17 protein-coding genes are annotated in these 20,837 nt (G+C 69.1%); 6 read left to right on the top strand and 11 right to left on the bottom strand.

What is annotated here, in order from left to right:
* Nucleotides 1–55: 55 nt before the first annotated feature.
* The 6 genes from IPK71_18615 to tatB form a co-directional block, all read right to left on the bottom strand.
* A complete protein-coding gene (locus tag IPK71_18615; protein MBK8215748.1) occupies nucleotides 56–562 on the bottom strand; it encodes a hypothetical protein in 507 nt (168 codons plus the stop codon).
* On the bottom strand, nucleotides 559–1,254 hold the full coding sequence (locus tag IPK71_18620; GenBank protein MBK8215749.1) for a hypothetical protein: 696 nt from the start codon (nucleotides 1,252–1,254) through the stop codon (nucleotides 559–561). The genes IPK71_18615 and IPK71_18620 overlap by 4 nt, the downstream gene beginning before the upstream one ends.
* Nucleotides 1,251–1,865 carry an RNA polymerase sigma factor gene (locus IPK71_18625; protein ID MBK8215750.1) on the bottom strand — a complete coding sequence of 205 codons (615 nt, stop codon included), beginning with the start codon at nucleotides 1,863–1,865 and terminating at the stop codon, nucleotides 1,251–1,253. Before IPK71_18625 ends, IPK71_18620 begins: the two co-directional genes overlap by 4 nt.
* Nucleotides 1,866–2,009: 144 nt before the next feature.
* On the bottom strand, nucleotides 2,010–3,017 hold the full coding sequence (locus tag IPK71_18630) for a hypothetical protein (GenBank protein MBK8215751.1): 1,008 nt from the start codon (nucleotides 3,015–3,017) through the stop codon (nucleotides 2,010–2,012).
* A gap of 13 nt (nucleotides 3,018–3,030) precedes the next feature.
* Nucleotides 3,031–3,858 carry a twin-arginine translocase subunit TatC gene (gene tatC / locus IPK71_18635; GenBank protein ID MBK8215752.1) on the bottom strand — a complete coding sequence of 276 codons (828 nt, stop codon included), beginning with the start codon at nucleotides 3,856–3,858 and terminating at the stop codon, nucleotides 3,031–3,033.
* A complete protein-coding gene (tatB, locus tag IPK71_18640; GenBank protein MBK8215753.1) occupies nucleotides 3,855–4,511 on the bottom strand; it encodes a twin-arginine translocase subunit TatB in 657 nt (218 codons plus the stop codon). The genes tatC and tatB overlap by 4 nt, the downstream gene beginning before the upstream one ends.
* 159 nt (nucleotides 4,512–4,670) lie before the next feature.
* On the opposite strand from tatB, the gene ffh reads away from it, so the two are divergent.
* Together ffh and IPK71_18650 are read left to right on the top strand one after the other, a co-directional pair.
* Nucleotides 4,671–6,332 carry a signal recognition particle protein gene (gene ffh, locus IPK71_18645; GenBank protein MBK8215754.1) on the top strand — a complete coding sequence of 554 codons (1,662 nt, stop codon included), beginning with the start codon at nucleotides 4,671–4,673 and terminating at the stop codon, nucleotides 6,330–6,332.
* 16 nt (nucleotides 6,333–6,348) lie between these two features.
* Nucleotides 6,349–7,815 carry a carbohydrate-binding family 9-like protein gene (locus tag IPK71_18650; protein ID MBK8215755.1) on the top strand — a complete coding sequence of 489 codons (1,467 nt, stop codon included), beginning with the start codon at nucleotides 6,349–6,351 and terminating at the stop codon, nucleotides 7,813–7,815.
* A 93-nt stretch (nucleotides 7,816–7,908) separates the two neighbouring features.
* On the opposite strand, the gene IPK71_18655 is transcribed toward IPK71_18650, so the two are convergent.
* Nucleotides 7,909–8,889, bottom strand: a complete 981-nt coding sequence (locus tag IPK71_18655) for a hypothetical protein (protein MBK8215756.1) — start codon at nucleotides 8,887–8,889, stop codon at nucleotides 7,909–7,911.
* Nucleotides 8,890–8,924: 35 nt separating this feature from the next.
* Nucleotides 8,925–10,025 carry an LPS biosynthesis protein gene (locus IPK71_18660; GenBank protein ID MBK8215757.1) on the bottom strand — a complete coding sequence of 367 codons (1,101 nt, stop codon included), beginning with the start codon at nucleotides 10,023–10,025 and terminating at the stop codon, nucleotides 8,925–8,927.
* 523 nt (nucleotides 10,026–10,548) lie between these two features.
* On the opposite strand from IPK71_18660, the gene IPK71_18665 reads away from it, so the two are divergent.
* Genes IPK71_18665 through IPK71_18680 form a run of 4 tightly spaced genes read left to right on the top strand, consistent with a single transcriptional unit; the run spans nucleotide 10,549 to nucleotide 14,983 of the window.
* The gene (locus tag IPK71_18665; GenBank protein MBK8215758.1) at nucleotides 10,549–11,532 is read left to right on the top strand and encodes a methyltransferase domain-containing protein; all 984 of its coding nucleotides are present in this window, start codon (nucleotides 10,549–10,551) and stop codon (nucleotides 11,530–11,532) included.
* Nucleotides 11,533–11,568: 36 nt separating this feature from the next.
* Nucleotides 11,569–12,900 carry a nucleotide sugar dehydrogenase gene (locus tag IPK71_18670; GenBank protein ID MBK8215759.1) on the top strand — a complete coding sequence of 444 codons (1,332 nt, stop codon included), beginning with the start codon at nucleotides 11,569–11,571 and terminating at the stop codon, nucleotides 12,898–12,900.
* A complete protein-coding gene (locus tag IPK71_18675; protein MBK8215760.1) occupies nucleotides 12,897–13,856 on the top strand; it encodes an NAD-dependent epimerase/dehydratase family protein in 960 nt (319 codons plus the stop codon). Before IPK71_18670 ends, IPK71_18675 begins: the two co-directional genes overlap by 4 nt.
* Complete coding sequence (locus IPK71_18680) at nucleotides 13,853–14,983, top strand: DegT/DnrJ/EryC1/StrS family aminotransferase (protein MBK8215761.1); 1,131 nt, start codon at nucleotides 13,853–13,855, stop codon at nucleotides 14,981–14,983. The genes IPK71_18675 and IPK71_18680 overlap by 4 nt, the downstream gene beginning before the upstream one ends.
* 51 nt (nucleotides 14,984–15,034) lie before the next feature.
* Here the strand turns inward: IPK71_18680 and IPK71_18685 are convergent, their stop codons facing one another.
* From IPK71_18685 to IPK71_18695, 3 genes are all read right to left on the bottom strand, one after another.
* The gene (locus IPK71_18685) at nucleotides 15,035–16,072 is read right to left on the bottom strand and encodes a hypothetical protein (protein MBK8215762.1); all 1,038 of its coding nucleotides are present in this window, start codon (nucleotides 16,070–16,072) and stop codon (nucleotides 15,035–15,037) included.
* Nucleotides 16,073–16,200: 128 nt separating this feature from the next.
* The gene (locus IPK71_18690) at nucleotides 16,201–18,504 is read right to left on the bottom strand and encodes a PQQ-dependent sugar dehydrogenase (GenBank protein ID MBK8215763.1); all 2,304 of its coding nucleotides are present in this window, start codon (nucleotides 18,502–18,504) and stop codon (nucleotides 16,201–16,203) included.
* Nucleotides 18,501–20,783 carry a PQQ-dependent sugar dehydrogenase gene (locus IPK71_18695; protein ID MBK8215764.1) on the bottom strand — a complete coding sequence of 761 codons (2,283 nt, stop codon included), beginning with the start codon at nucleotides 20,781–20,783 and terminating at the stop codon, nucleotides 18,501–18,503. Before IPK71_18695 ends, IPK71_18690 begins: the two co-directional genes overlap by 4 nt.
* Nucleotides 20,784–20,837: the final 54 nt, after the last annotated feature.

Raw genomic sequence — 20,837 nt, forward strand, 5'->3', positions numbered from 1 at the left:
ATCCGGGCCTCGGCTCGACCGCGTTCGGCCGGGCCTTCGGCACACCGGGGCTACGTCACAGCGAGCAGCGGCTGCGAGCGTTCGTGGCGACGAGGCGACCCCAAGGGTGGCCTTGCACGAGGTCGGCCACGGCGAGCTGGTTGTCGCGGAACTCGACCGCATGGACGCCGTCGCGGACGATGCGCGGGCTGAACGAGAAGCCTGCTCGGTCGCCCGACTCGGCGCTCGCGAACGTGTAGCGCCCGCGGATGCACGTCGTACCGTCGTCGAGCTCGTACACCCCGGACTCCGTGAGGGTGATCTCGAACGTGACCCCGATGCTCGCCGGGGCGACCTCGGTGCCCTCGGCCGACGCCGACTTCGTGAGGCTTCGGAGCGAGAATCGGCCGAAGATCGTGTTGCGGACGTCGACCGGCGGAGAGGACGACGTGCCGTTCACGCTCGGACCGTTCGAGCCGCCGTCGATCGCCGCGCCCTCGCAGCCGGCGCCCAGGAAGGGGACGGCGAGCATGGCGAGGGCGATCGCGTGCGGAGCGAAGGCGGCCCGAGACTTGGTCCTCACCGCCCGTCTCCGATCGTCGAGAGGGACGAGCGCACCGAACGAAGCATGGCGCTCTGCGGGAACCGGCGCTCGAACGCGGCGCCTCGGGCTCGAGCCTCGGCGTGCCGGCCCGCGTCGACGAGGGCCTTCGTCGCGATGGCCTCGCGCTCTTCGACGAGGGCGCCTTGGGGAAAGTCCCTCTTGTGGCGATCGGCGAGGGCGACGGCCTGGTTCGGCTCTCCGCTCGCGAGGGCGACCCGCGCCGCGTCGAGCACGTTTCGTTCGGCCGAGAGGCGATCGCCGGACGCGGAGGGAGCGGGGGCGGACACGCCTGCCTTGGCGGGCCCCTGTTCGGCCGGGGCGGGCGCGTCGGCCCTCACCGGGTAAGCGATGGGCACGTCGACCGGCACGTACACGATCTCGCTCGGGGTCGCGGGGGTCGTCGTGCCCTTCGGCAGGCCCACGAGGCCCATCACGAGGGCTCCGACGAGGACGCCCACGAGACCCGTGACGATGGGGGATGCGGCTCGGCTCGGCGCGGGCGCCGCGGGCGGTACGGGTGCCGTGGCTTCGGCTTCCGCGGCTTCGACGCGCTTCATGATGGCGTCGAAGGCCCGCTCTCGGGCGCCCGGAGGGGGAAAGGGCTCGGCGAGGCGATCGCGATCGAGGAGGGAGGAGATGTCGTCGTCGAGGGGGGGAAGGTCGTAGCTCATGGGCGGCTCCCTTGGGCGCTCAGCCGGCGGATCGCCGCGGCGAAGTCTTGGCGTGCGGCGCGGAGCCGCGTGTAGGCCGTCCCCAGGGGAATACCGAGGGCTTCGGCGATCGTGGGGACGGGGACGTGATCGAGCTCGTGCATCACGAAGACCGATCGATGGGGAAGGTCGAGGGTGTCGAGGCCGCGGGCCACGAGCACACGCTCCTCCTGTCGGATGGCCTGCTCGTCGGGCATGGGCCCGGGGTGAGCCTGTAGGGGCTCCGACTCACCGCCCAGCGTCTCGTGGCGGTTGCGGGCGAGCTTTCTGTAATCGGATGCAGCGCGGACCGCGAACGCGAAGAGCCAGGGCCGGATGGGGCGCGCCGGATCGTAGGCGCCGAGCTTGCCGTGCACGCGGAAGAAGACCTCGTTCGTCACGTCCTCGCGGTCGCGGTCGGAGACCCCGAGGCGCCGCAGGGAGATCCAGACGTAGTCGTAGTGGGCCTCGAAGATCGCGCGAAAGCTCAAGACCCGCTCGCTCGTGCGAGGCCGGGCCTCGGGCGCGGGCGGCGCTTCGCTGTCGAGCGCCGAGGCGGCGTGGAGGGGGGAGAGCGTCAGGGTCACATCCATGGCTTGGGCCGGCCCCTCCGCGCCCATTTCGCTTTCTTCCGCCGCGTCGCCCACACCTCAGCGTACGGCACGCCGTGGACCCTCGCACGGCCAGATTCCCCAGCATTTTCGGCCCGATGGGGACATATGCCGTTTCGGCATGCTCTAGAACCGGACGGCGACCTGGAGGCCGAGACCGAGCGCCGCGGGGCCGGTGCGGTAGGCCGGGATGCCGTTCACCGCGATGCTCGGCCGTGTGAGGGCGAAGCGCACGTCCGCGAACGCGCGGAGCACGAGGTGCTCTCCGAAGACGAGCTCGATCCCCGGCTCGAGGCCCGCGGACGCGACGATCGCCGTGCCCGACTTGGGGGCGTCGATGCCCGCGCCTCCGCCTTCGAGCACACCGACCGCGCCCTTCGCGCACGCGTAGGGGAGGGCCAGGTGGTAGCAGACCGAGAGCGAGCCCGTGGCGACGGACGCGCGAGCCTTGAAGGCGCCCTCGGAGCCTTCCGACGGCAAGAGCGCGACGAAATCGGCCGCGACGCGCACGTCTCTCACGCGGAGGCCGAGCCCGGCCCCGAGGCCGAGCGTGAGCGCGGGGGACTGCCCGGCCGTGCCGAGCCCGGTGATCGTGGCCTCGGGGAAGACGGTGCGAGGGGCCGGGGCCGGGGCGGCGGGGGGCTCCGTGCGGTCCGAGGTCGAAGGTGGCGGGGGCGCTCTCTCCGGGACGGGCTCCGGCGGACGCTCCGGCGTCGCCTCGGGCTCGGGGGTCTTCGGGAGCGACGCGGCGAGGTCGTCGACGACGATGCTCAGGTTCAGCGCGACGGTGCGGACGAGCTCGCCGCACTCGCGTGACGACGACTGGAGCGCGCGGGTGCCCGTGACCTTCCCCTCTTTGTCGATCACGCGCACTCGGGCAGAAAACCCCATGGGATCACGCTTTTCCAGCTCGGCGACGAGCGTCGTGTCGGCCACGGGGAAGAACGGATCGTACCCGAGGCGCTGCACGACGGCCCGACGGAGCTCGTCCTCGCCGGGGCACGAGGTGGCGCCCTCGCCGCGCACGTAGACGAGCTTCGCCGTCGGCGTCGCCGTGGCGGCCCGGGAGAGCGTGACCGCCGCGGCGAGGACCACGGAGGCCGAGAGCGCGCGGGCGCGGGCTCGATGGCGCACCCCGAGCCTCACGTCATTCGTCCGCCGACGGCTCCGGCTCCGGGCGCTTCGGCGCGACCAGGAACGAGACGCCCACCGAGACGAAGTAGAGGAGGCAGAGCGCGCCCGAGACGGCGATTTGGCTCGTCACCTCGGGGCCGGGGGTGGCGATGGCGCCCAGGATGAACGAGCCCAAGATCGCCCAGCGGCTGAACTTGACGAGCTGCTTCGGCGTGACGATGCCCGCGATCGCGAGGAACGTGATGAAGAGCGGCAGCTCGAAGACGAAGCCGAACGCGAGCAACATGCGCGTGGCGAAATCGAGGTAGTGCTCCTGCGTAGGACGCGTGATGAGCAGCATGTCGGCGTCGCCGTCGACCCGGCCGTTCAGCGAGAAGAAGTAGTTGAAGGTGAACGGGAACGCGACGTAGTACGCGAACGCCACGCCCGACAAAAAGAGCCCCGTCGAGAAGAAGACGAACGGGACGATGTAGCGCTTCTCGCGCGAGTAGAGGCCCGGGCTGATGAACGCCCAGAGCTGGTAGAAGATGATGGGCGCGCCGATGACGACGCCGCCGGTCATGGCGAGCTGGAGGTAGTTCGAGAAGGCGTCGGCCGGGGCGAGGCCCTGCATCTCGAACTTCATGTCCGGGAAGTGCTCCTTCCAGATGCGCTGGTAGGGCAGGGCGAGGAAGCGGAGGAGCTTCTCTTTGTACGTCCAGCACGCGATCGTGCCGATGAGCGTGCCCGCCGCGGCCTTGATGACCCGCTTGCGGAACTCGTCGAGGTGCTCCCAGATGGTCATGCGCACGTCGGCTTCGGGGTCCGTGTGCGTGAGCTCCTCGGTCTCGTCGGTGCTCATGGCGCGCTCTTTTCCGCCTCGGGGGCCTCGGCGCGGAGGGGGGCGTCGACGGCGACGCCGCTGGCCGTGCCGTCGCTGCCGTCGTTAGGGAGGTCGGTCGAGGTGACGTCGCCCGTGGGCTCGGACGGCTCGCCGGAGTCGGCGTCGGTCTCTCCGTCGTCGCCTTCGTCGGGGACCGGATCGTCGGGGACGATGCCGTCGACCGAGCCCGTGCGGTAGAGCGGATCGCGGTCGAGCGCGGAGCGAGGGAAGCTCGCGTCGTAGACGAACGAGGTGTCGGGCATGGCGTCGAACCCGTCGGGGCCGACGATGGGGTGCTCGCGGTCCTCGGAGACGAAGCTCGCCCCGAGCGCCGCGTCGACGTACGGGTCGGGGGGCGAGTACGCGGGGCCGTCGTCGATCCGTATGTCCCGGGAAACACTCTCGATTTCGCCGCGCGCGAGCTTTCGGATCTCGGCGATGTCCTTGCCGAGGCCCTCGCCGCGGAGCACGTCGTCGATGCCGCTCTGGGAGCGGAGGTCGAAGGCCATCCGGCGCAGCTTGCCGGACCACATCCCGAGCTTCTTCAGCACCTTGGGCAGGTCTTTCGGACCGATGACGACGATCGCCACGATCACGACCAGCACGAGCTCGCCGAAGCCCATTCCGAACACGTGACGTACCCTAGCATACGCGGTCGCCCGGGAGCCCATGCTCGATCACGCGGAAAGCGCGAAGGCGGTCGGCCGGGGGGCCGGAGGGTCGTGGGCTCGCGGAAAAGAGCCGGCGAACGCGTTCCCGGGCGCCCGGTCCCGTGGTAAGTGCGAGGCTCCATGTTCGACGCCATCGCCAAAGGGTTTCGCCAAGCCAAAAACCGCCTCGCGGGCCTCACCGAGCTCACCGAGGGCAACGTCGAGACGGCCCTCCGCGAGGTTCGGCTGTCCCTGCTCGAGGCCGACGTCGAGATCGGCGTCGTGAAGACCTTCCTCGCCCGCGTCAAGGAGAAGGCGCTCGGCGAGGTCGTGCGCATCCGCGCCAAGGGCCAGGACGGGGAGACCATGAAGGTCTCGGCCGGCGACCAGTTCACCAAGATTTGTTACGACGAGCTCGTCGGCTTCATGGCGCCCCCCGAGGGCGCGCCGATCACCTTCGCGTCGAAGGGCCCGACCGGCATCATGATGGTCGGCCTCCAGGGCTCCGGCAAGACCACCACGTGCGCCAAGCTCGCGCGCATGCTCAAAAAAGACGGCAAGAAGCCGCTCCTCGTGGCCGCCGACATGCAGCGCCCGGCGGCCGTCGAGCAGCTCACCGTGCTCGGAAAGAGCATCGGCGTCCCGGTGTTCAACATCCCCGGAGAGAGCCCCGTCACGATCTGCACGAAGGCGATCGCCGAGGCGAAATCCAAGGGCTGCGACGTGATCGTGTTCGACACGGCGGGCCGCCTCGCGATCGACGAGGCGCTCATGAAGGAGCTCGCCGACATCAAGGAGAACGTGTCTCCCGAGAACATCTTCCTCGTCGTCGACGCCATGATCGGCCAAGACGCGGTGAAGGTCTCGAAGGGCTTCCACGACCGCCTCGGGCTCACCGGCGTCGTGCTCACGAAGCTCGACGGCGACGCGCGCGGCGGCGCGGCGCTCAGCGTGAAAGAGGTCACGGGCGCGCCGGTGCGCTTCGTCGGTATGGGCGAGGGCACCGACAAGTTCGAGGAGTTCCGCCCCGAGGGCATGGCGAGCCGCGTGCTCGGCATGGGCGACGTCGTCGGCCTCATGAAGGACTTTCAAGAGGTCATCGACGAGAAAAAGGCCGCCGAGGACGCCGCGAAGATGCTCTCGGGCAACTTCACGCTGGGCGATTTCCTCGATCAAATCCGCATGATCAAGAAGATGGGCAGCTTGAACGACATCGTCGCCAAGATGCCCGGCATGGAGCAGATGGTGCCGCCGGGGGTGAACCTCGACGACCGCGAGCTCGTGCGCATCGAGGCCATGATCCAGAGCTTCACGACCTTCGAGCGGAACGACCCGTACGCGCTCGTGCGCGAGCCGTCGCGTGTCGCCCGCATCGCGAAGGGCTCCGGACAGACCGAGCAAGGCGTCCAGGAGCTCGTGCAGAAGTTCCTCTTCATGAAGCAGATGATGGACGGCATGGGCGGTATGGGCGGGCTCGGCGGTCTGCTCGGGAAGATCCCCGGGATGAAGGGCGTCCAGATGGCGCGCCAAATGAAGAAGATGGCCCAAGGCGGCGGCGGCTTCCCCGGGATGCCCGGGATGCCGGGGATGCCTGGCATGGGCGGCTTCCCCGGGATGCCGGGGATGGGCGGCTTCCCCGGGATGCCGGGGATGGGCGGCTTCCCCGGCATGGGCAACATGTTCGGTCAGGGCGCTCCCGACGAGAGCCTCACCAAGATGAAGCCCCTCTCCACGGCCGAGAAGAACGCCAAAAAAGCGGCACGAAAGCGCGAAAAAGACGCCCGCAAGAAGACGCGCCGCTGAGCCCGAGGACGACGTCATGAGCACGACCATCTCTAAAGTGACGAAGCGGGTCCGCCCGGCGCTCCTCTTCGCGGCGATCGCGGCCCTCGGCCTCGCGGCGTGTGTCGGCGGAGGCAAGGGTCAGTCGGCCGAGGACAAAGAGCGCCTCAAGGCCTTCGTCGTCGAGTCGGTCCCCGACAACGCCAAGAAGATCGACGCCAACTTCGAGAACAAAATCCACCTCGTCGGTGTGCGCGCCGAGCCCGAGAACGCGCCCCCGGGCACCGAGGTGAAGCTCACGTTCTACTGGCGCTGCGACGAGCCGATCGAGCCGGGTTGGGCGCTGTCGACCCACGTGCAGCACGAGGGCTTCGAGCGCCCCGACAACCTCGACGCCGCAGGTCCCCTCCGCGAGTGGAAGGAAGGGCAGCAGATCTTCGGGCCGTCGCGCTGGGAGCGCGGCAAGATCTACGTCGACGAGCAGACGTACCGCATGCCCACGGACTTGAAGGGGCCCGACTCGCTCGTCTACCTCTCGATCTGGAAGAACGACGCGCGCCTCCGCATCCAGAGCGGCCCGACCGATGGCCAGAACCGCGTGATCGCGGCCAAGCTGAAGACGGGGCTCGCCCCGCAAGCTCCCGAAAAGGTTCAAGAAAAGGGCGCGATCCCGGAGCTCTCCGTCAAGAAGCTCGCGGCCACCGAGAAGATCGTCGTCGACGGCAAGGGCGACGAGCCGGCGTGGAAGGTGGCGCCGAGCACGGGGGCCTTCGTCAACGTGTCGAGCGGTGAGCCGAACACGGGCGCGCTCGGTGGCCAGGCGAAGCTCGCGTGGGACAAGGAGAACCTCTACGTCCTCTTCGAGGTGAAGGATCCGAACGTGACGGGCGGCTTCACCGATCCGAAGGATCAACCGAAGCGCCACACGTCGACCGGGCAGCCCATGCTCTGGAACGGGCACACCGTCGAGATGATGGTCGACCCCGACGGCGACGGCGACAACGTCAACTACTACGAGCTCCAGATCAACCCGCAGAACAAGGTCTTCAAGAGCCAGTTCGACGGGTACAACGCCCCGCGCGGCGGCGACTACGGCCCGTTCGGCCACGAAGACTGGGACCCGAAGCTGAAGAGCGCGGTCGGAATCCAGGGCACGCTCGACAAGGCCGACGACAAAGACGAAGGCTACGTGGTCGAGGTCGCGATCCCGTGGGCCGCCTACACGAAGGGCGCGGCCACGTTGCCACCCAAGTCGGGCGACACGTGGCGCGTGAACTTCTACGCGATGCAGGACAACGGCGGCGTCGCGTGGTCGGCGATCTTGGGGCAGGGCAACTTCCACAAGTCGTCGCGGTTCGGCAAGGTGCGCTTCGTGTCGGACGAGCCCACGGGCGCGGCGGACGCGGGGGCAGGCGACGCGGGCGCGGCCACGGACGCGGGCGCAAAGGACGGCGGCTCCGGCGGGGACGCGGGCGCGAAGAAGCCCGTCGCACCGAAGAAGTAGGCGTCACGCGCTCGAGCATCGAAGAGGCCCGCGCTCCCTCCGTCGAGAGGTGACGCGGGCCATCGTCGTCTCAGGCCGGCGGCTCCGCGAGCGTCACAGCCACTTGTGGTAGGTCGACGAGAACGCGAGCCCGCGGAAGCCGAGCTTCGTGTGCAGGTTGAACGACTTGGTGTTCCGGAGCGAGAGCCCGGAGTCGACGATGTCGCTCTCGGCGCGCACGTAGTCCATCGCCCCTTGAAAGAGCGGGATGCCGTGCCCTTTGGCGCGGTCGTCGCCGCCGAGCACGCCCATGCGCCATTTGGTGATGCGCAGGCCGATGTGCTTCCGCAAGTCTTCGATTTTGTAGATAAAAAAGCCCTTCGCGTCGCCGTCCTTGTCGAGCACGATCGTGGTCCACGCGGGCGACGTCAGGCTCGACTCGACCCACCGCTCGTACATCTCGTCGACCTTCTTCCGGGGAAAACCCGGGTCGGCGTAGAAGCGGTGGGTGACGAAGGCATCCTTCGTCATGCCGACGAGGAGCGAGGTCTCCCCCTCCTTGGGGGCGCGAATGACGTAGCCCTCCGGGAGAGAGAAGCGCTCCTTGCGGACGTCGAGGCAGTTCGTGAGGGTGGTCTCGATGTAGCGGTAGCCGCGCCGCTCGAGCGCGTGCACCTGCGCGAGGTCGAGGATATGGACGCGCGCGTTCGCGAAGCGCATGCCCTCGCTCGCGAGCCACCCGTCGAAGGCCTCGAGCAGCGAGACGTGGATCTCCTCGCGCTCGGCCTCGGTCTCTCCGATGGCGTGGAGCTGATCGACAGAGGCGTAGGGGATGCCCCAGAAATCGGTGTCCCACGCGGATTTTTGGCCGGTGAGGAAGCCCACGATTCGCGAGCCGCGGGTCGCGTAGAAGGTGACCGCGGAGGGCCTCGAGACGAGCGCGAAGGCGGCCTCGGCCTCGATCGCGCGCGCGCCCTCTTTGGGCATGGACCAGTCGGCGCAGTAGCGCCCGAGCTCGTAGTCGGCGAAGAGGGGGCGGACGTCGTCTTGGGAGATCGCGAGCCCGCGCTCGACGGTGTGCGAAGAGGTGGTCATCGATCGTCCTTCGTTTCGGCGCACGCCCGCCGCGTTCAGATGTTGTCCTTCGACGTGTACTTTACATAGAAGCTCATCGGGATGAGCTCCGCCTTCGCGAGCAGGTAGAAGAACGGCCGGTACTTCTCGAAGATCGGCTTGTAGTTGTCGTACTCGCGGTACGTGTGGAAGGGCAGGGTCATGAGGTCCTCGAACTGGGTCTGATCGAAGCCCCAGCGCTTCATGAGCATGAAGACCTGGTCCATCGAGCAGTCGGGCGGGGGCTCGATCTCCTTCGCGGCCTCTTCGCGGCCGATGAGGCCGGAGCGCACGTGCGCCGAGTGGCCCACGATGCGCGCGTCGATCGCCCACCGGCGAGGCGCGAAATAGGTGTGGAAGAACGACGCCATGCGGTTCTCGAGGTGGTGGCCGCCGTACCACTTCCAGCCGTAGTCGCGCTGGAGCATCTCCTTGACCGCGGGCTTGTCGTACTTGAGGTACCAGAGCGGGCGCACCTTGGTGATGCGGCGCATGAGCATCCAGCGGAGCTGGTCTTTCAGCCAGAGGCTCGGGTAGGTGTCGAGCTTCACGTACCCGTGCCGCTTCACGACGCTCTCGAGGTAGCGCGCGTCCATGTAGAGCCAGCCGATGGGGAAGAGCCCCTCGCTCTGGAACGAGTGACCCTCGAAGATGAAGCGGGTGCCCACCTCTTCGGCGACGCGGTTCAGGACCGTGGCGAGCCCGAGGTCGGTCGGGATCTCGAGGTCGATCGTGCCGGACCGCAGGAACGCGCGGTAGATCTCGTCGTACTCCTCGTTGTCGACCACGTACGTGTTGAGCTCGACGTCGTGCTTCTTCAGGACGTTGTGGATGTTCTCGACGGCGATGCTCGAGTTCCACGTGTTGTCGAAGTGCACGGCGAGGGGGCGGAGGCCGCGCTCCTTCGCGAGGTGAATGAGGTACGACGAGTCGGCGCCGCCGCTCACGCCGACCACGAGGTCGTAGGGTTTGCCCTTGCCTTCTTGCCTGATTTTACTGACGATTTCGGCGAAGCGGCGCTCGGCCGCGGGGGAGCCGGTCTGGTACTCGGCGGCGAGCTTGTCGTGCATCGCGCAGTAGTTGCAGACGCCCCGCTCGTCGAACTTGATGGAGGGGATGTCCTCTCCGTAGAGGCACCGCTTGCACCGCCGGAGCTTCTTGCCCTCCTCCGTGAGGCGGTCCCATCGATTGAGCCAGGCCTTCTCGTCGAAGAAAATGGCGCGGTCTTCTTGGGTTCGGGGCAATTTCGAGGAAATCACGTGAGAAGCTCCTGGGTCGGCGGCGTGCGAGGTCGTGCATCGGCGACGCGAGCGTCGATCCCGTCTCCGCGCCGACCCGCCGCGCGGCGCCGCACGCTACACCATGGTCGCCCGCCGGCACAGGGGCCGAAACGACCGCTCGGCGCGTCTTCCCCGGGGCGAAGAGGCCGGCTATAGAGCCGGATCGCGCCGAGAGGCGCGTATCGAATGCCGACCGCGCGGCTCGCACCGAACGCGGATCTCGTGTGTCGAAGCCGCGTGCGGAGCCCTAGCCCATGACGAATCGAGCCAAAAAGTCGCGGAAACGAGCCCATCGCGGCTCGGCCCGCGCGGCGTCGTCCTCGGGCCGTGCGCCGCGCCATCGCGTCCTGGAGGGAACGTCGTGAGAGAAAAGCTTCTGTCGATCCTCGTCGAGCCGACCACCTACGCCGAGCTCCGCCCGGAGAACCTCGTGCGTGAGGGGGGCGAGATCGTCTCGGGCGACCTCGTGAGCGTGCTCACGGGCAAGACGTACCCCATCGTGCGCGGCATCCCGCGCTTCGTGCCGAACTCGATGTACGCCGAGAACTTCGGCAAGCAGTGGAACATGTTCCGCGAGGTGCAGGTCGACAGCGAGACGCGCACCGCCCATTCGACCAACCGCTTCGACAACGACGTCGGCTGGACGTCGGACGACGTCGCGGGGAAGTGGGTGCTCGACGCCGGCTGCGGGGCCGGGCGCTTCGCCGAGGTCGCCGCCTCGCGCGGGGGCGATTTCGTCGGGCTCGACATCTCGTCGGCCGTCGAGGCCACCAAGAAGACGCTCGAGCGTTTCTCCAACGTCGACGTCGTGCAGGCGAGCATGCTCGACATGCCGTTCCGGCCGGGCACGTTCGACCTCGCCTACAGCATCGGCGTGCTCCAGCACACGCCCGACCCCGAGGGCGCGTGCACCTCCGTCGCCCGCGTCACGAAGCCGAAGGGCGGCAAGTTCGCCATGACCGCCTACGCGCGGCAGCCGTGGACGAAGCTCAACACGAAGTACCTCATTCGCCCGCTCACGAAGCGCCTCCCGGACGACCTCCTCCTCGGCGCCATCAAGGCCTCGATGCCGTTCGTGTTCCCGGTCGCCGACGCCCTCTTCCGGGTGCCCGTCCTCGGGGACGTGGCGCGGTTCACGATGCCGGTCGCGTGTTACCCCGAGCGCACCGAGTACTCGCGCGAGCAGCGCTACGCCGAGAGCGTGCTCGACACGTTCGACATGCTCGCGCCGGCGTACGACGCGCCCATGACCTGGCAAGAGGTCGAGCGCGCCCTCAAGAAGGCCGGGGCCAAAGAGTGGACGTTCCGGACGAAGGTGCCGATCAACGTCTGGGGCTCGCGCTGAGGCTCTCCAACTGTTCGTAACTTTTAGGAAAACGTCATGTCGAACCTCACCACCAAGGTCGAGCGCAAAGAGGCGAAGATCGCCGTCATCGGGCTCGGGTACGTCGGGCTCCCCGTCGCGGCGTGCCTCGCCGACGCGGGCTTCAAGGTCACGGGCGTCGACCTCAAGCAGGAGCGCCTCGCCAAGATCGCCGCGGGCGAGTGCCCGATCGAGGGCGAAGAGCCCGGCCTCGCGCCCATGATCACGAAGGTCGTCGCCGACGGCCGGCTCGTGGTCACCTCGGACTACGCGAAGCTCGCGGACGTGGACGTCGTGCTCATCGACGTCGACACGCCGGTCGAGGCCGACAACCGCCCCGCGTACAAGGCCCTCCGCGGCGCGTGCGAGGCGCTCGGCGCCGTCATGAAGGACGGCGTGCTCGTCATCGTCGAGTCGACGATCGCCCCCGGCACCGTGGACAAGGTCGTCGCCCCGCTGCTCGAGAAGGTCTCCGGAAAGAAGCGCAACGAGGGCTTCTTCCTCGGTCACTGCCCGGAGCGCGTGATGCCCGGGCGGCTCCTCAAGAACCTCACCGAGCTCTCCCGCGTGTGTGGCGGCAGCACGCCCGAGACCGCGAAGGCGATGGTGGCGCTCTACCGCACGATCGTGAAGGGCGACCTCGACGAGGCCGACTGCGTCACCGCCGAGCTCGTCAAGACGGCCGAGAACACCTACCGCGACGTGAACATCGCGTTCGCGAACGAGCTCGCCATGATCTGCGAGGCCTCGGGCGGCAAATTCATGCGCGTCCGTGAGCTCGTGAACAAGTCGCCCGGGCGCAACGTGCTCCTCTCCGGCGCGGGCGTCGGCGGCCACTGCATCACGAAGGACCCGTGGCTCCTCGCGCACGGCGCGCCCGAGCTCGACACGAAGGTCATCGCCGCCGCGCGCGCCCGGAACGACGGCATGCCCTCGCACGTGCTCTCGCTCGTCGAGGCGGCCCTCGCCGAGCACGGCAAGAAGCTCGCCGGCGCGCGCCTCGCGATCCTCGGGTTCTCGTACCTCGAGGACTCGGACGACACGCGGCACGCGCCCTCGGAGTACTTCATCGCTCGCGCGAAGGAGAAGGGCTGCGAGTGCGTCGTGCACGACCCGTACGTCGAGGAGCACAAGGGCGACCTGTGGAAGGTGCTCGAGGGCGCCGACTGCGCGGTCTTGCTCGTCGCGCACACGGCCTACAAGGGCTTGGACCTCGGCGCCGTCGCCGCCAAGCTGCGCACGAAGGCGTTCGTCGACGCCCGTCACGTGTTCGACGTCGGGGCCGCGCGTGCGGCCGGTCTCGTGGTGAGGAGCCTCGGCAACGCGGCCGAGAGAGGGAATGTCAAATGAGCATCGAGGGAGCGAAGATCTTCATCACGGGCGGCGCGGGCTTCATCGGCTCCACGCTCATCGGGCGCCTCATCGAGAAGAACGAGATCGTGGCGTACGACAACCTCGCCCGTGACTCCCTGAAGGACAAAACCTTTAGGGATCACAAGAACTTGAAGCTCATCAAGGGCGACGTCATGGACGGCGAGCACGTGCGCCGCTCGATGGAGGGCTCGGACCTCGTCGTGCACTGCGCGGCGATCGCGGGCATCGACACCGTGACGAAGAGCCCGTGCACCACGCTCCGCGTGAACATGATGGGCTCGGCGAACGTGCTCGAGGCGGCGGCGAAGCTCCCGAAGGTGTCGCGCGTCGTGTGCTTCTCGACGAGCGAGGTCTTCGGCGTGCACGCCTTCCGGTCGAAGGAGAGCGACTCCACGGTCATCGGCGCGGTGGGCGAGCCGCGCTGGACGTACGCGGTGGGCAAGCTCGCCGAGGAGCACCTCGCGATCGCCTACCACAAGGAGCACGGGCTCCCGACGTCGGTCGTCCGGCCCTTCAACGTGTACGGCCCCGGTCAGGTGGGGGAGGGCGCGCTCCGCAACTTCATCCTGCGCGCCATCAAGAACGAGCCCATCGAGGTCCACGGCGACGGCAGCCAGATCCGCGCGTGGTGCTTCGTCGACGACATGGTCGACGCCGTGCTCCTCACGATGGAGCACCCGAAGGCCGTCGGCGAGACGTTCAACATCGGAAATTCCCGTGCGATCTGCACGATCTTGGGCCTCGCCGAGCAGACCGTGCGCGTGCTCGGCTCGAAGAGCAAGATCACTCTCGTCCCGCGCGATCTGGCCGACGTCGCGATGCGCATCCCCGACGTGAGGAAGTCGCGCGAGCTCATCGGCTTCGACGCGAAGGTCGACCTCGACGAGGGCATCCGCCGCGCGGCCGAGTACTACACGAGGCTCGGATCGTGATCCGCCTCTCGATCCCGAGCATCGAGGACGACGACGTCGCCGAGGTCGAGCGTGTCCTCCGTACGGGCTTCCTCGTGCAAGGCCCGAACGTGGCCAAGTTCGAGGAGAAGCTCGCCCAGATGACGGGCTCGAAGCACGCGGTCGCACTCACGAACTGCACGGCGGCGCTCCAGCTCGCGCTCCTCGCGATCGACGTGCGCCCCGGGGATCTCGTGGCCGTGACGGCGTACTCGTGGCTCTCGACGGCCAACGTCATCGAGCTCTGCGGAGCGACGCCGGTCTTCGTCGACGTCGACGCGAAGACCTTCAACATGTGCCCCGACGCCCTCGAGGCCGCCCTCGCGCGCGTGACGACGACGGCCGACGGCAAGCGCCGGCTCAAGGCCATCCTACCCGTGCATACCTTCGGCCAAATGGCCGATATGACCCGTCTTTTGGCGGTCGGAGAGCGCTACGGCGTGCCCGTGATCGAGGACGCGGCGTGCGCCTTGCTCGCCACGTGGAACGGGAAACAAGCGGGCAGCCTCGGGCTCATGGGCTGCTTCTCGTTCCACCCGCGCAAGGCCGTCACGACGGGCGAGGGCGGGGCCATCACGACGGACGACGAGGCCCTCGCGAACCGCCTCCGCGCCCTCAGGAACCACGGCCAAGATCCGACGGCCAAGACGCCCGACTTCGTCATGCCCGGTTTCAACTGCCGCATGACCGAGTTCCAAGGGGCGTTCGGCGTCACCCAGCTCGCCAAGATGCCGCGGGTGCTCGCGGCGCGCACGTCGCTCGCGGGGGTCTACGCGAAGGAGCTCGCCGGGACGCGTGTCACGGCGCCGTTCGTGCAGCCCGAGGCGACCCACGCGTACCAGAGCTACGTGACCTTGCTCCCGGAGGACGCGGCCCCGCGTCGCGCCGAGATCATCGCGACGCTGCGCGAGCGCGGCATCGAGACGAACATCGGCACCTGGCACATGCCGATGACGACGTACTTCCGCACGCGCTACGGCTTCCGCCCGGGGGATTTTCCCGTCGCGGACCGCGTCTTCGCGCGTGCGTTCACCTTGCCGCTCTACGAGGGGCTCGCTGTGGACGACGTGAAGAAGGTCGTCTCGGAGATTTCGCGCGTCGTCGGCTGAGAGTCGCGCGCTCGTGCACGTCGGCGCTTCGTCCATCGTCCCTCGCCGCGCTCATGGGGCGGCGGGGGCGCTCGGCGTCGCGTCGGGGGCGGGCGTCGTGATCGACGTGGGCGCGGGAGTCGCTGCGGGCGCGGGCGTGGGGTTGGATGCGGGCGCGGGCGTGGGGTTGGATGCGGGCGCGGGCGTGACGGGGCGTGAAAACCCTGGGCAGGTGCGGAAGCGCTCCTCGACGTCTTCGCAGGACTCTCGCTCGAGGCGCGTGCGGGCGGGGAGCGCCGCGGGGACGACGCTGTCCCAGTGGAGCTGGAGCTTGGCGCCGGCGAAGATTCCGAGGGACCCTTCCGACAAGGTGCCGACGTTCCCGAGGGCGAGGTCGGCTCCCATGTCGACGCGCTCGCCGAGGTGCACGGCGACGCCGAGACCCCCCCGGAACGTGGCCGCGCCGCGGACCTCGTAGCGGAGCGAGTCGGCGACGAGGCGGTCGATGTCGGCTTGCGAGAAGCGGATGGACCCGTCGGGACCGACGACGGTGCCCGCCGTGGTGGTGAAGTCGGGCGCGCGGACGATCGTGTCGATCGTGATGCCCATGCCCGCCTCGAGCGAGGGCACGACCGACAGGAACGGCCAGGGCGAGATCGGCGCCGCGATCCCCGTCGTGAGCGGCACCCACCCGTAGTTGCGCTCTCCGCTCACGAGGAGGGTGGGCGCGACACCGACATAGAACCCGAGCGCGACCTTGGGCAGCCCCGACGCGTGCCGGCCGAGGAGCGGCGCGCTGAACACGAACGCCGCGGTGCCCGAGCCACCATGCGCGACCGGGGCCACGCTGCTCTCCGCGTAATTGATGTAGTGCACACCAAACTGCGCGCCGATGTTTCCCGACGTGGAGCTGAAGCTCGAGGCGTAGCTGCCCACGAACATGCGACCGCCGCTCCCGAAGGACGCGCCGGTGAAGGACCCGGTGATGCTCGATGCGGTGGTGTCCCAGGTCGAGACCATGGTCGGGTGGGTGCCCGGCGTCGCCCATCCGCGCGAGGGGGCGAACGAGACGGCGCATCCGACGAGCACGGCGAGGAACAGAGGGCGCATACCTTCGCTCGAGCAGGATCGATGCCACGTGGCCTTTCACCGCGCGCCAGCGTCGGCGCGCGCACCCGTTGCGTGGGCCCGCAATGAGGTCGTCGCGCGCCCTACCGAGCCGGTCGCGCGACGTTAGCTCAGGGCGGGCAGCTCGTGAGGCCGCGCACCCACGACTCGACGAGCTGCGTGCCGCTCGTGTCGACGACCCGGCTCGCGAGCGGCGGCATGCGAATGGCCGGGCCGCCGCCGAGGCGCTTCGTGAGGACCGATTGAGCGGGATTTCCGGGGACGAGCAGCTTCGCGCCGGGCTGGCCCACGTCTCCGGCGACGGGCGCCCCGTTGCAGAGGCCGGTCTGCGCGAACGTGCGCTCGAAGCGGAGGTCGATCGTGGCGCGCGTCGGGCCTCCAGGCCTATGGCACTGGGCGCAGTTCGCGTGGAGGTACGAGCGCGCGCGGGCCTCGACGGAGGCTTGCCCGGTGGGGCTCGGGTACGCGGGCAGGGTGGCGACCGGCGCGAGCGGCTGCGAGAAGAGCCCGATGCGGTCCATCGTCGCGAGCTGGTTCGAGATGCGGTTCGTCGCTTCGTAGACGAAGTCCGAGTTGAGCTGGCCCACCTCGAGGCCGAGCGAGTAGCCGGCCGCTTGTGTGTGGCAGCTCATGCACTCTCCGCGGCTCGGATAGATCCAGGTCTTCCCGCCGGGGAGCGCACGGGTCTTGCCGGCCGGGAGCAAGGTCGCGTCGGTCTCGGCGTCGTTCCACTCGTACGAGTAGCCGCCCCATCCGCCGTCGTCGTGGCGGACGAAGAGGCGCGTCTCGATGCGCTTTCCGTCCATACGGAACGTCTTCGTGAGCACCGTGCCGACGGGGAGGTCGAGGTGCCCGTTCGCCGCGACGCTGATGGTGGTGCCGTCGGGGATCGCGAAGAGCCGGTCCTTGTCCGCGCCGTCGGACCAGAAGGGGCTCACCGGGGCGTACGGGACGAGCCCGGGTGCCGGTTTTTTCGGGTCTTGCGCGTCGAAGCAGCCCGTCTTGGAGAGCTTGTCGGGAAACGTAGGCGCGGGCCCCGGTGGGGCGGGTTCTTCGTCGAGCGCGAAGACGCCGCCGAGGACGTTGATGAGGTAGAGCTCGTGGTCGTTGTCCTCGGCGAACCCGATCCATGCCTCGGCGATCGCGGGCGAGGTGACGTCGATCTCGGTCGCCTTCCCGGTCACGGGATCGTCGGCGAGGGTCTTCACCCACGAGTAGTTGAAGTCGGCGACGAAGAGGCGCCCCACGTGCTCGGTGAGCTTCGTGCCTCGGTAGACCGGGCCGCCGATCACCACGGCGCCGACGCCGTGCGGGTACTCCCAGTAGGGCTCGACGAAGCCCGTGTCTTTGCAGGGCTGGGTCACGAGCGGGTTGCAGTGAGCTCCCTCGCGCTCGTTCCACCCGTAGTTGCCGCCGGGCACGACCTTGTCGACCTCTTCCCACGCGGCCTGGCCCACGTCGCCCGCCCACACCTGGCCCGTCACGGGATCGATCGAGAACCTGTACGGGTTGCGGAAGCCGTACGCGTAGGTCGTGGGCTCGCCGCCGCCCGTGCGGAAGGGGTTATCTTGCGGGATGGCGTACGGGAACGCCGTGTCGACGTCGAGCCGCAGGATCTTGGCCAAAAACCCCTGTGTATTCTGGGCGTTCGCCTGATCGCCGCCGTCGCCGATGCTCGCGTAGAGGAAGCCGTCGGGGCCGAAGTGGAGGTCCCCACCGCAGTGGTTCACGTCCTCCTTGTCGAACGGGCCGAGGATCGTCACCGGGTCGACGAAGGTGAGGCCGTTGTCGGGGCTGCGCATGCGGACGATCTTCGTCTGCATGTTCGAGGGGCGCGCACCGCCGAAGCGTGTGTAGAGAAAGTACACGTATCCGTTCTGGGCGAAGCGCGGGTGGAAGGCCATGCCGAGGAGGCCGCCCTCGTACGTGGTGTTCACGGGCTCCGGCATCGTCGCGACGAGCCGCTTCGAGGTCGGGTTCTGCGCCGCGAACGACACCACGGTGCCCCCGCGCTCCGCGGCGAAGAAACGCGTGCGATCGCCCGGGATTTGCGCGAGCACCGTGGGCTCGGCGAGGCCCGCCCCTTGGAAGACCTGCGTGTACCGGATGGCGCGCGAGGGCCTAGGGGGGCGCGCGGGCGCCTTGCAGGTCGTGTTGGCCGGGCGCGCGTCGAGGCCGAACGGGGCTCGCGTAGGTGCGTCGGTCGTCGCGTCGGCGAAGGCGTCCGGCGCCGCGCGATCGGGCGTGGCGTCGACGGGTGCGAGGGTGTCGGAGGGGGCGTCGGGGGCGCCCACGTCGGTGCTGGCGTCGGCCTCGGGGCTCGGGTCCGGATCGCCGCACGCGCCGAAGGTCGCCGCGACGCCGAGGGCCGAGAGGAACGCGACGAGCGCGGCGCGGTCGTGGCGAGGCTTCATGGGCAGGCTCCTTGGGCTCGGATGAACGCGTCGACGAGGCCCGCTCCCGCCGTGTCCGTCGTGCGCGCCGCCACGTTCGGCATGCGGCCCGCTCCCTGGGCCCGGAGGCGGAGGGAGAGAAGGGACGTCGCGGGAGCGCCGGGAGTGAGCAGCTTCGCGCCCGCGACGCCGAGGTTCCCGGCCACGGGCTCCGTGTTGCACGTGCTCGTCTGAGCGAACGTGCGCGAGAAGCGGAGGTCCATCGGCCCACGGCCCGGCCCCTGCGGCCTATGGCACCCCGCGCAGTTCGTGTGCAGGTACGAGCGCGCGCGAGCCTCGAGCGGCGCCTGCCCGAACGGCGCGACGAGCCTCGGCACGGTCTGCGCCGAAGGCGGGGCCGACGCGAGCACGCCGATGTGTGCGAGAGTGGCGAGCTGGTTCGAGAGCCGATTGTTCCGTGTGTAGACGAAGTCGGCGTCGAGCTGGGCGGTCTCGAGGCCGAGGGAGCGCCCGGCGGCTTGCGTGTGGCACGCGAGGCACTCGCCGCGGTCGGGGAAGTACCAGGATTTTCCTTGCGGGAGCGCCACGGTCTTGCCCGCGGGGAGGAGGGTCGCGTCGGTCTGGGCGGCGTTCCACTCGTACGTGTACCCACCCCACTCGCCGTCGTCGTGGCGGACGAAGAGGCGCGTCTCGACGAGCCTCCCCCCGACGCGGAAATGTTTCGCGAGCACCGTGCCGTTCGGGAAGTCGAAGTCGCCGTCGGGCCCGATGCCGACGGTCGTGCCATCGGGGATCGCGAAGAATCGCTCCTTGTCGGCGTCGTCCGAGAAGAACGGCGCGACCGGCGCGTAGGGGATCATCGCGGCAACGGGGCTCTTCGGATCTTGCGTGTCGAAGCAGCCGGTCTGGGAGAGCTTCTCGGGGAAGGCGACGCCGGGCGTGCCGGGCCCCTGGTCGAGCGCGTAGACCCGCGAGTCGTACGACATGAGGTAGACCTCGTGATCGAGGTCCTCGGAGAAGCCGAGCCAGTTGTACCCGGGCCCCTCGGGGTTGTGGCGCGTGTAGACGGGGGCGCCCGTCACCGGGTCGGGCGAGAGCGTGAACACGTTCGTGTACGCGCAGTCGGCGCCGAGGTAGCTGCCGACGAGGTCGGGCATCTTGCTGCCGCGGTAGATCGGGCCGCCGATGAGGCACACCCCCGTGTCGCGCCCGTACTCCCAATACGGGTCGACGAGCCCGCCCTGGTTGCACGACGAGCCCGGGGGGAAGCAGTGGGCGCCCTCGCGGAGGCTCCACCCGTAGTTCCCTCCCGCGACGACCTTGTCGACCTCTTCCCAGTCGGCCTCACCCACGTCGCCCGTCCACACGTCGCCCGTGACCGGATCTATCGAAAATCGGTAGGGATTTCGGAATCCATAAGCGAACGTTGCGGGTTCTCCGCCGCCCGCTTTGAAGGGGTTCCCATCGGGGATGGCGTACGGAAAGGCCGAGTCGACGTCGATGCGGAGGATCTTGGAGAAGTGCCCGAAGCGGCTCTGCCCGTTGCCGAACGGATCGGCGAGCCCGCCGCCGTCGCCGAAGCTCGCGTAGAGGAAGCCGTCGTTCCCGAAGTGGAGGTCTCCGCCTTTGTGGTTCGCGGCCATCTCGGGGTACGGGCCGAGGATGGTGACGGGGTTGCCGAACGTCGCGCCGTTGTCGGGGCTCTGCATGCGCACGACGAGGGACTCGAGCTCGAACGCCGGCGTCTCGCGGACGTAGGAGAGGTAGACGTAGCCGTTCTGAGCGAAGCGCGGGTGGAAGGCCATGCCGAGGAGGCCACACTCGCCTTCGGTGTAGACCTCGCCCGGCACGCGCCCGACCACGGTCTTGGACGTCGGGTTCTGGGCGGCGAACGAGACGATGTTGCCCCCGAGCTCGGCGGCGAAGAACCGCGTTCTGTCGCCCGGGATCTGCGCGAGCACCATGGGGCTCGTGAGGCCCGCGCCCTGGAACACCTGCGTGAAGCGCACCTCGCGCCCGCTCTTCTTCGGTCGCGCCGGGGCCGTGCACGTGGGGTTCGGGGGGCGAACGTCGAGGCCGAAGGGCGCGCGGACGGGACCGGCCTCGGCCACGTCGACCTCCGCGTCGACCGGGCGCGCGTCGGGCGGGGTGGCGTCGCTCGGAGCCCCCGACTCGTTCGTGCTCGCGTCGAGGGCCGCGGCGTCACCTTCGCCCACGGGATCGTCTCCGCAAGCGCCGGCGAGTGCCGCGAAGAGGAGGGGCAGGGGAGCGAGCTTCGTCAGGGGCGAGCGTCCGTTCACGGGTTCATCGAACCACGGAACGCCCGCCCGCGCACGCACGCCCGGCCGCGTCGC

Source organism: Myxococcales bacterium (assembly GCA_016712525.1).
GTDB lineage: Bacteria > Myxococcota_A > Polyangia > Polyangiales > Polyangiaceae > JAAFHV01.

Coding starts and splice junctions, on each gene's coding strand:
- IPK71_18625 (MBK8215750.1), bottom strand. CDS start 1,865: ATGGATGTGACCCTGACGCTCTCCCCCCTCCACGCCGCCTCGGCGCTC.
- tatC (MBK8215752.1), bottom strand. CDS start 3,858: ATGAGCACCGACGAGACCGAGGAGCTCACGCACACGGACCCCGAAGCC.
- IPK71_18675 (MBK8215760.1), top strand. CDS start 12,897: ATGAGCATCGAGGGAGCGAAGATCTTCATCACGGGCGGCGCGGGCTTC.
- ffh (MBK8215754.1), top strand. CDS start 4,671: ATGTTCGACGCCATCGCCAAAGGGTTTCGCCAAGCCAAAAACCGCCTC.
- IPK71_18670 (MBK8215759.1), top strand. CDS start 11,569: ATGTCGAACCTCACCACCAAGGTCGAGCGCAAAGAGGCGAAGATCGCC.
- IPK71_18690 (MBK8215763.1), bottom strand. CDS start 18,504: ATGAAGCCTCGCCACGACCGCGCCGCGCTCGTCGCGTTCCTCTCGGCC.
- IPK71_18650 (MBK8215755.1), top strand. CDS start 6,349: ATGAGCACGACCATCTCTAAAGTGACGAAGCGGGTCCGCCCGGCGCTC.
- IPK71_18655 (MBK8215756.1), bottom strand. CDS start 8,889: ATGACCACCTCTTCGCACACCGTCGAGCGCGGGCTCGCGATCTCCCAA.
- IPK71_18685 (MBK8215762.1), bottom strand. CDS start 16,072: ATGCGCCCTCTGTTCCTCGCCGTGCTCGTCGGATGCGCCGTCTCGTTC.
- IPK71_18620 (MBK8215749.1), bottom strand. CDS start 1,254: ATGAGCTACGACCTTCCCCCCCTCGACGACGACATCTCCTCCCTCCTC.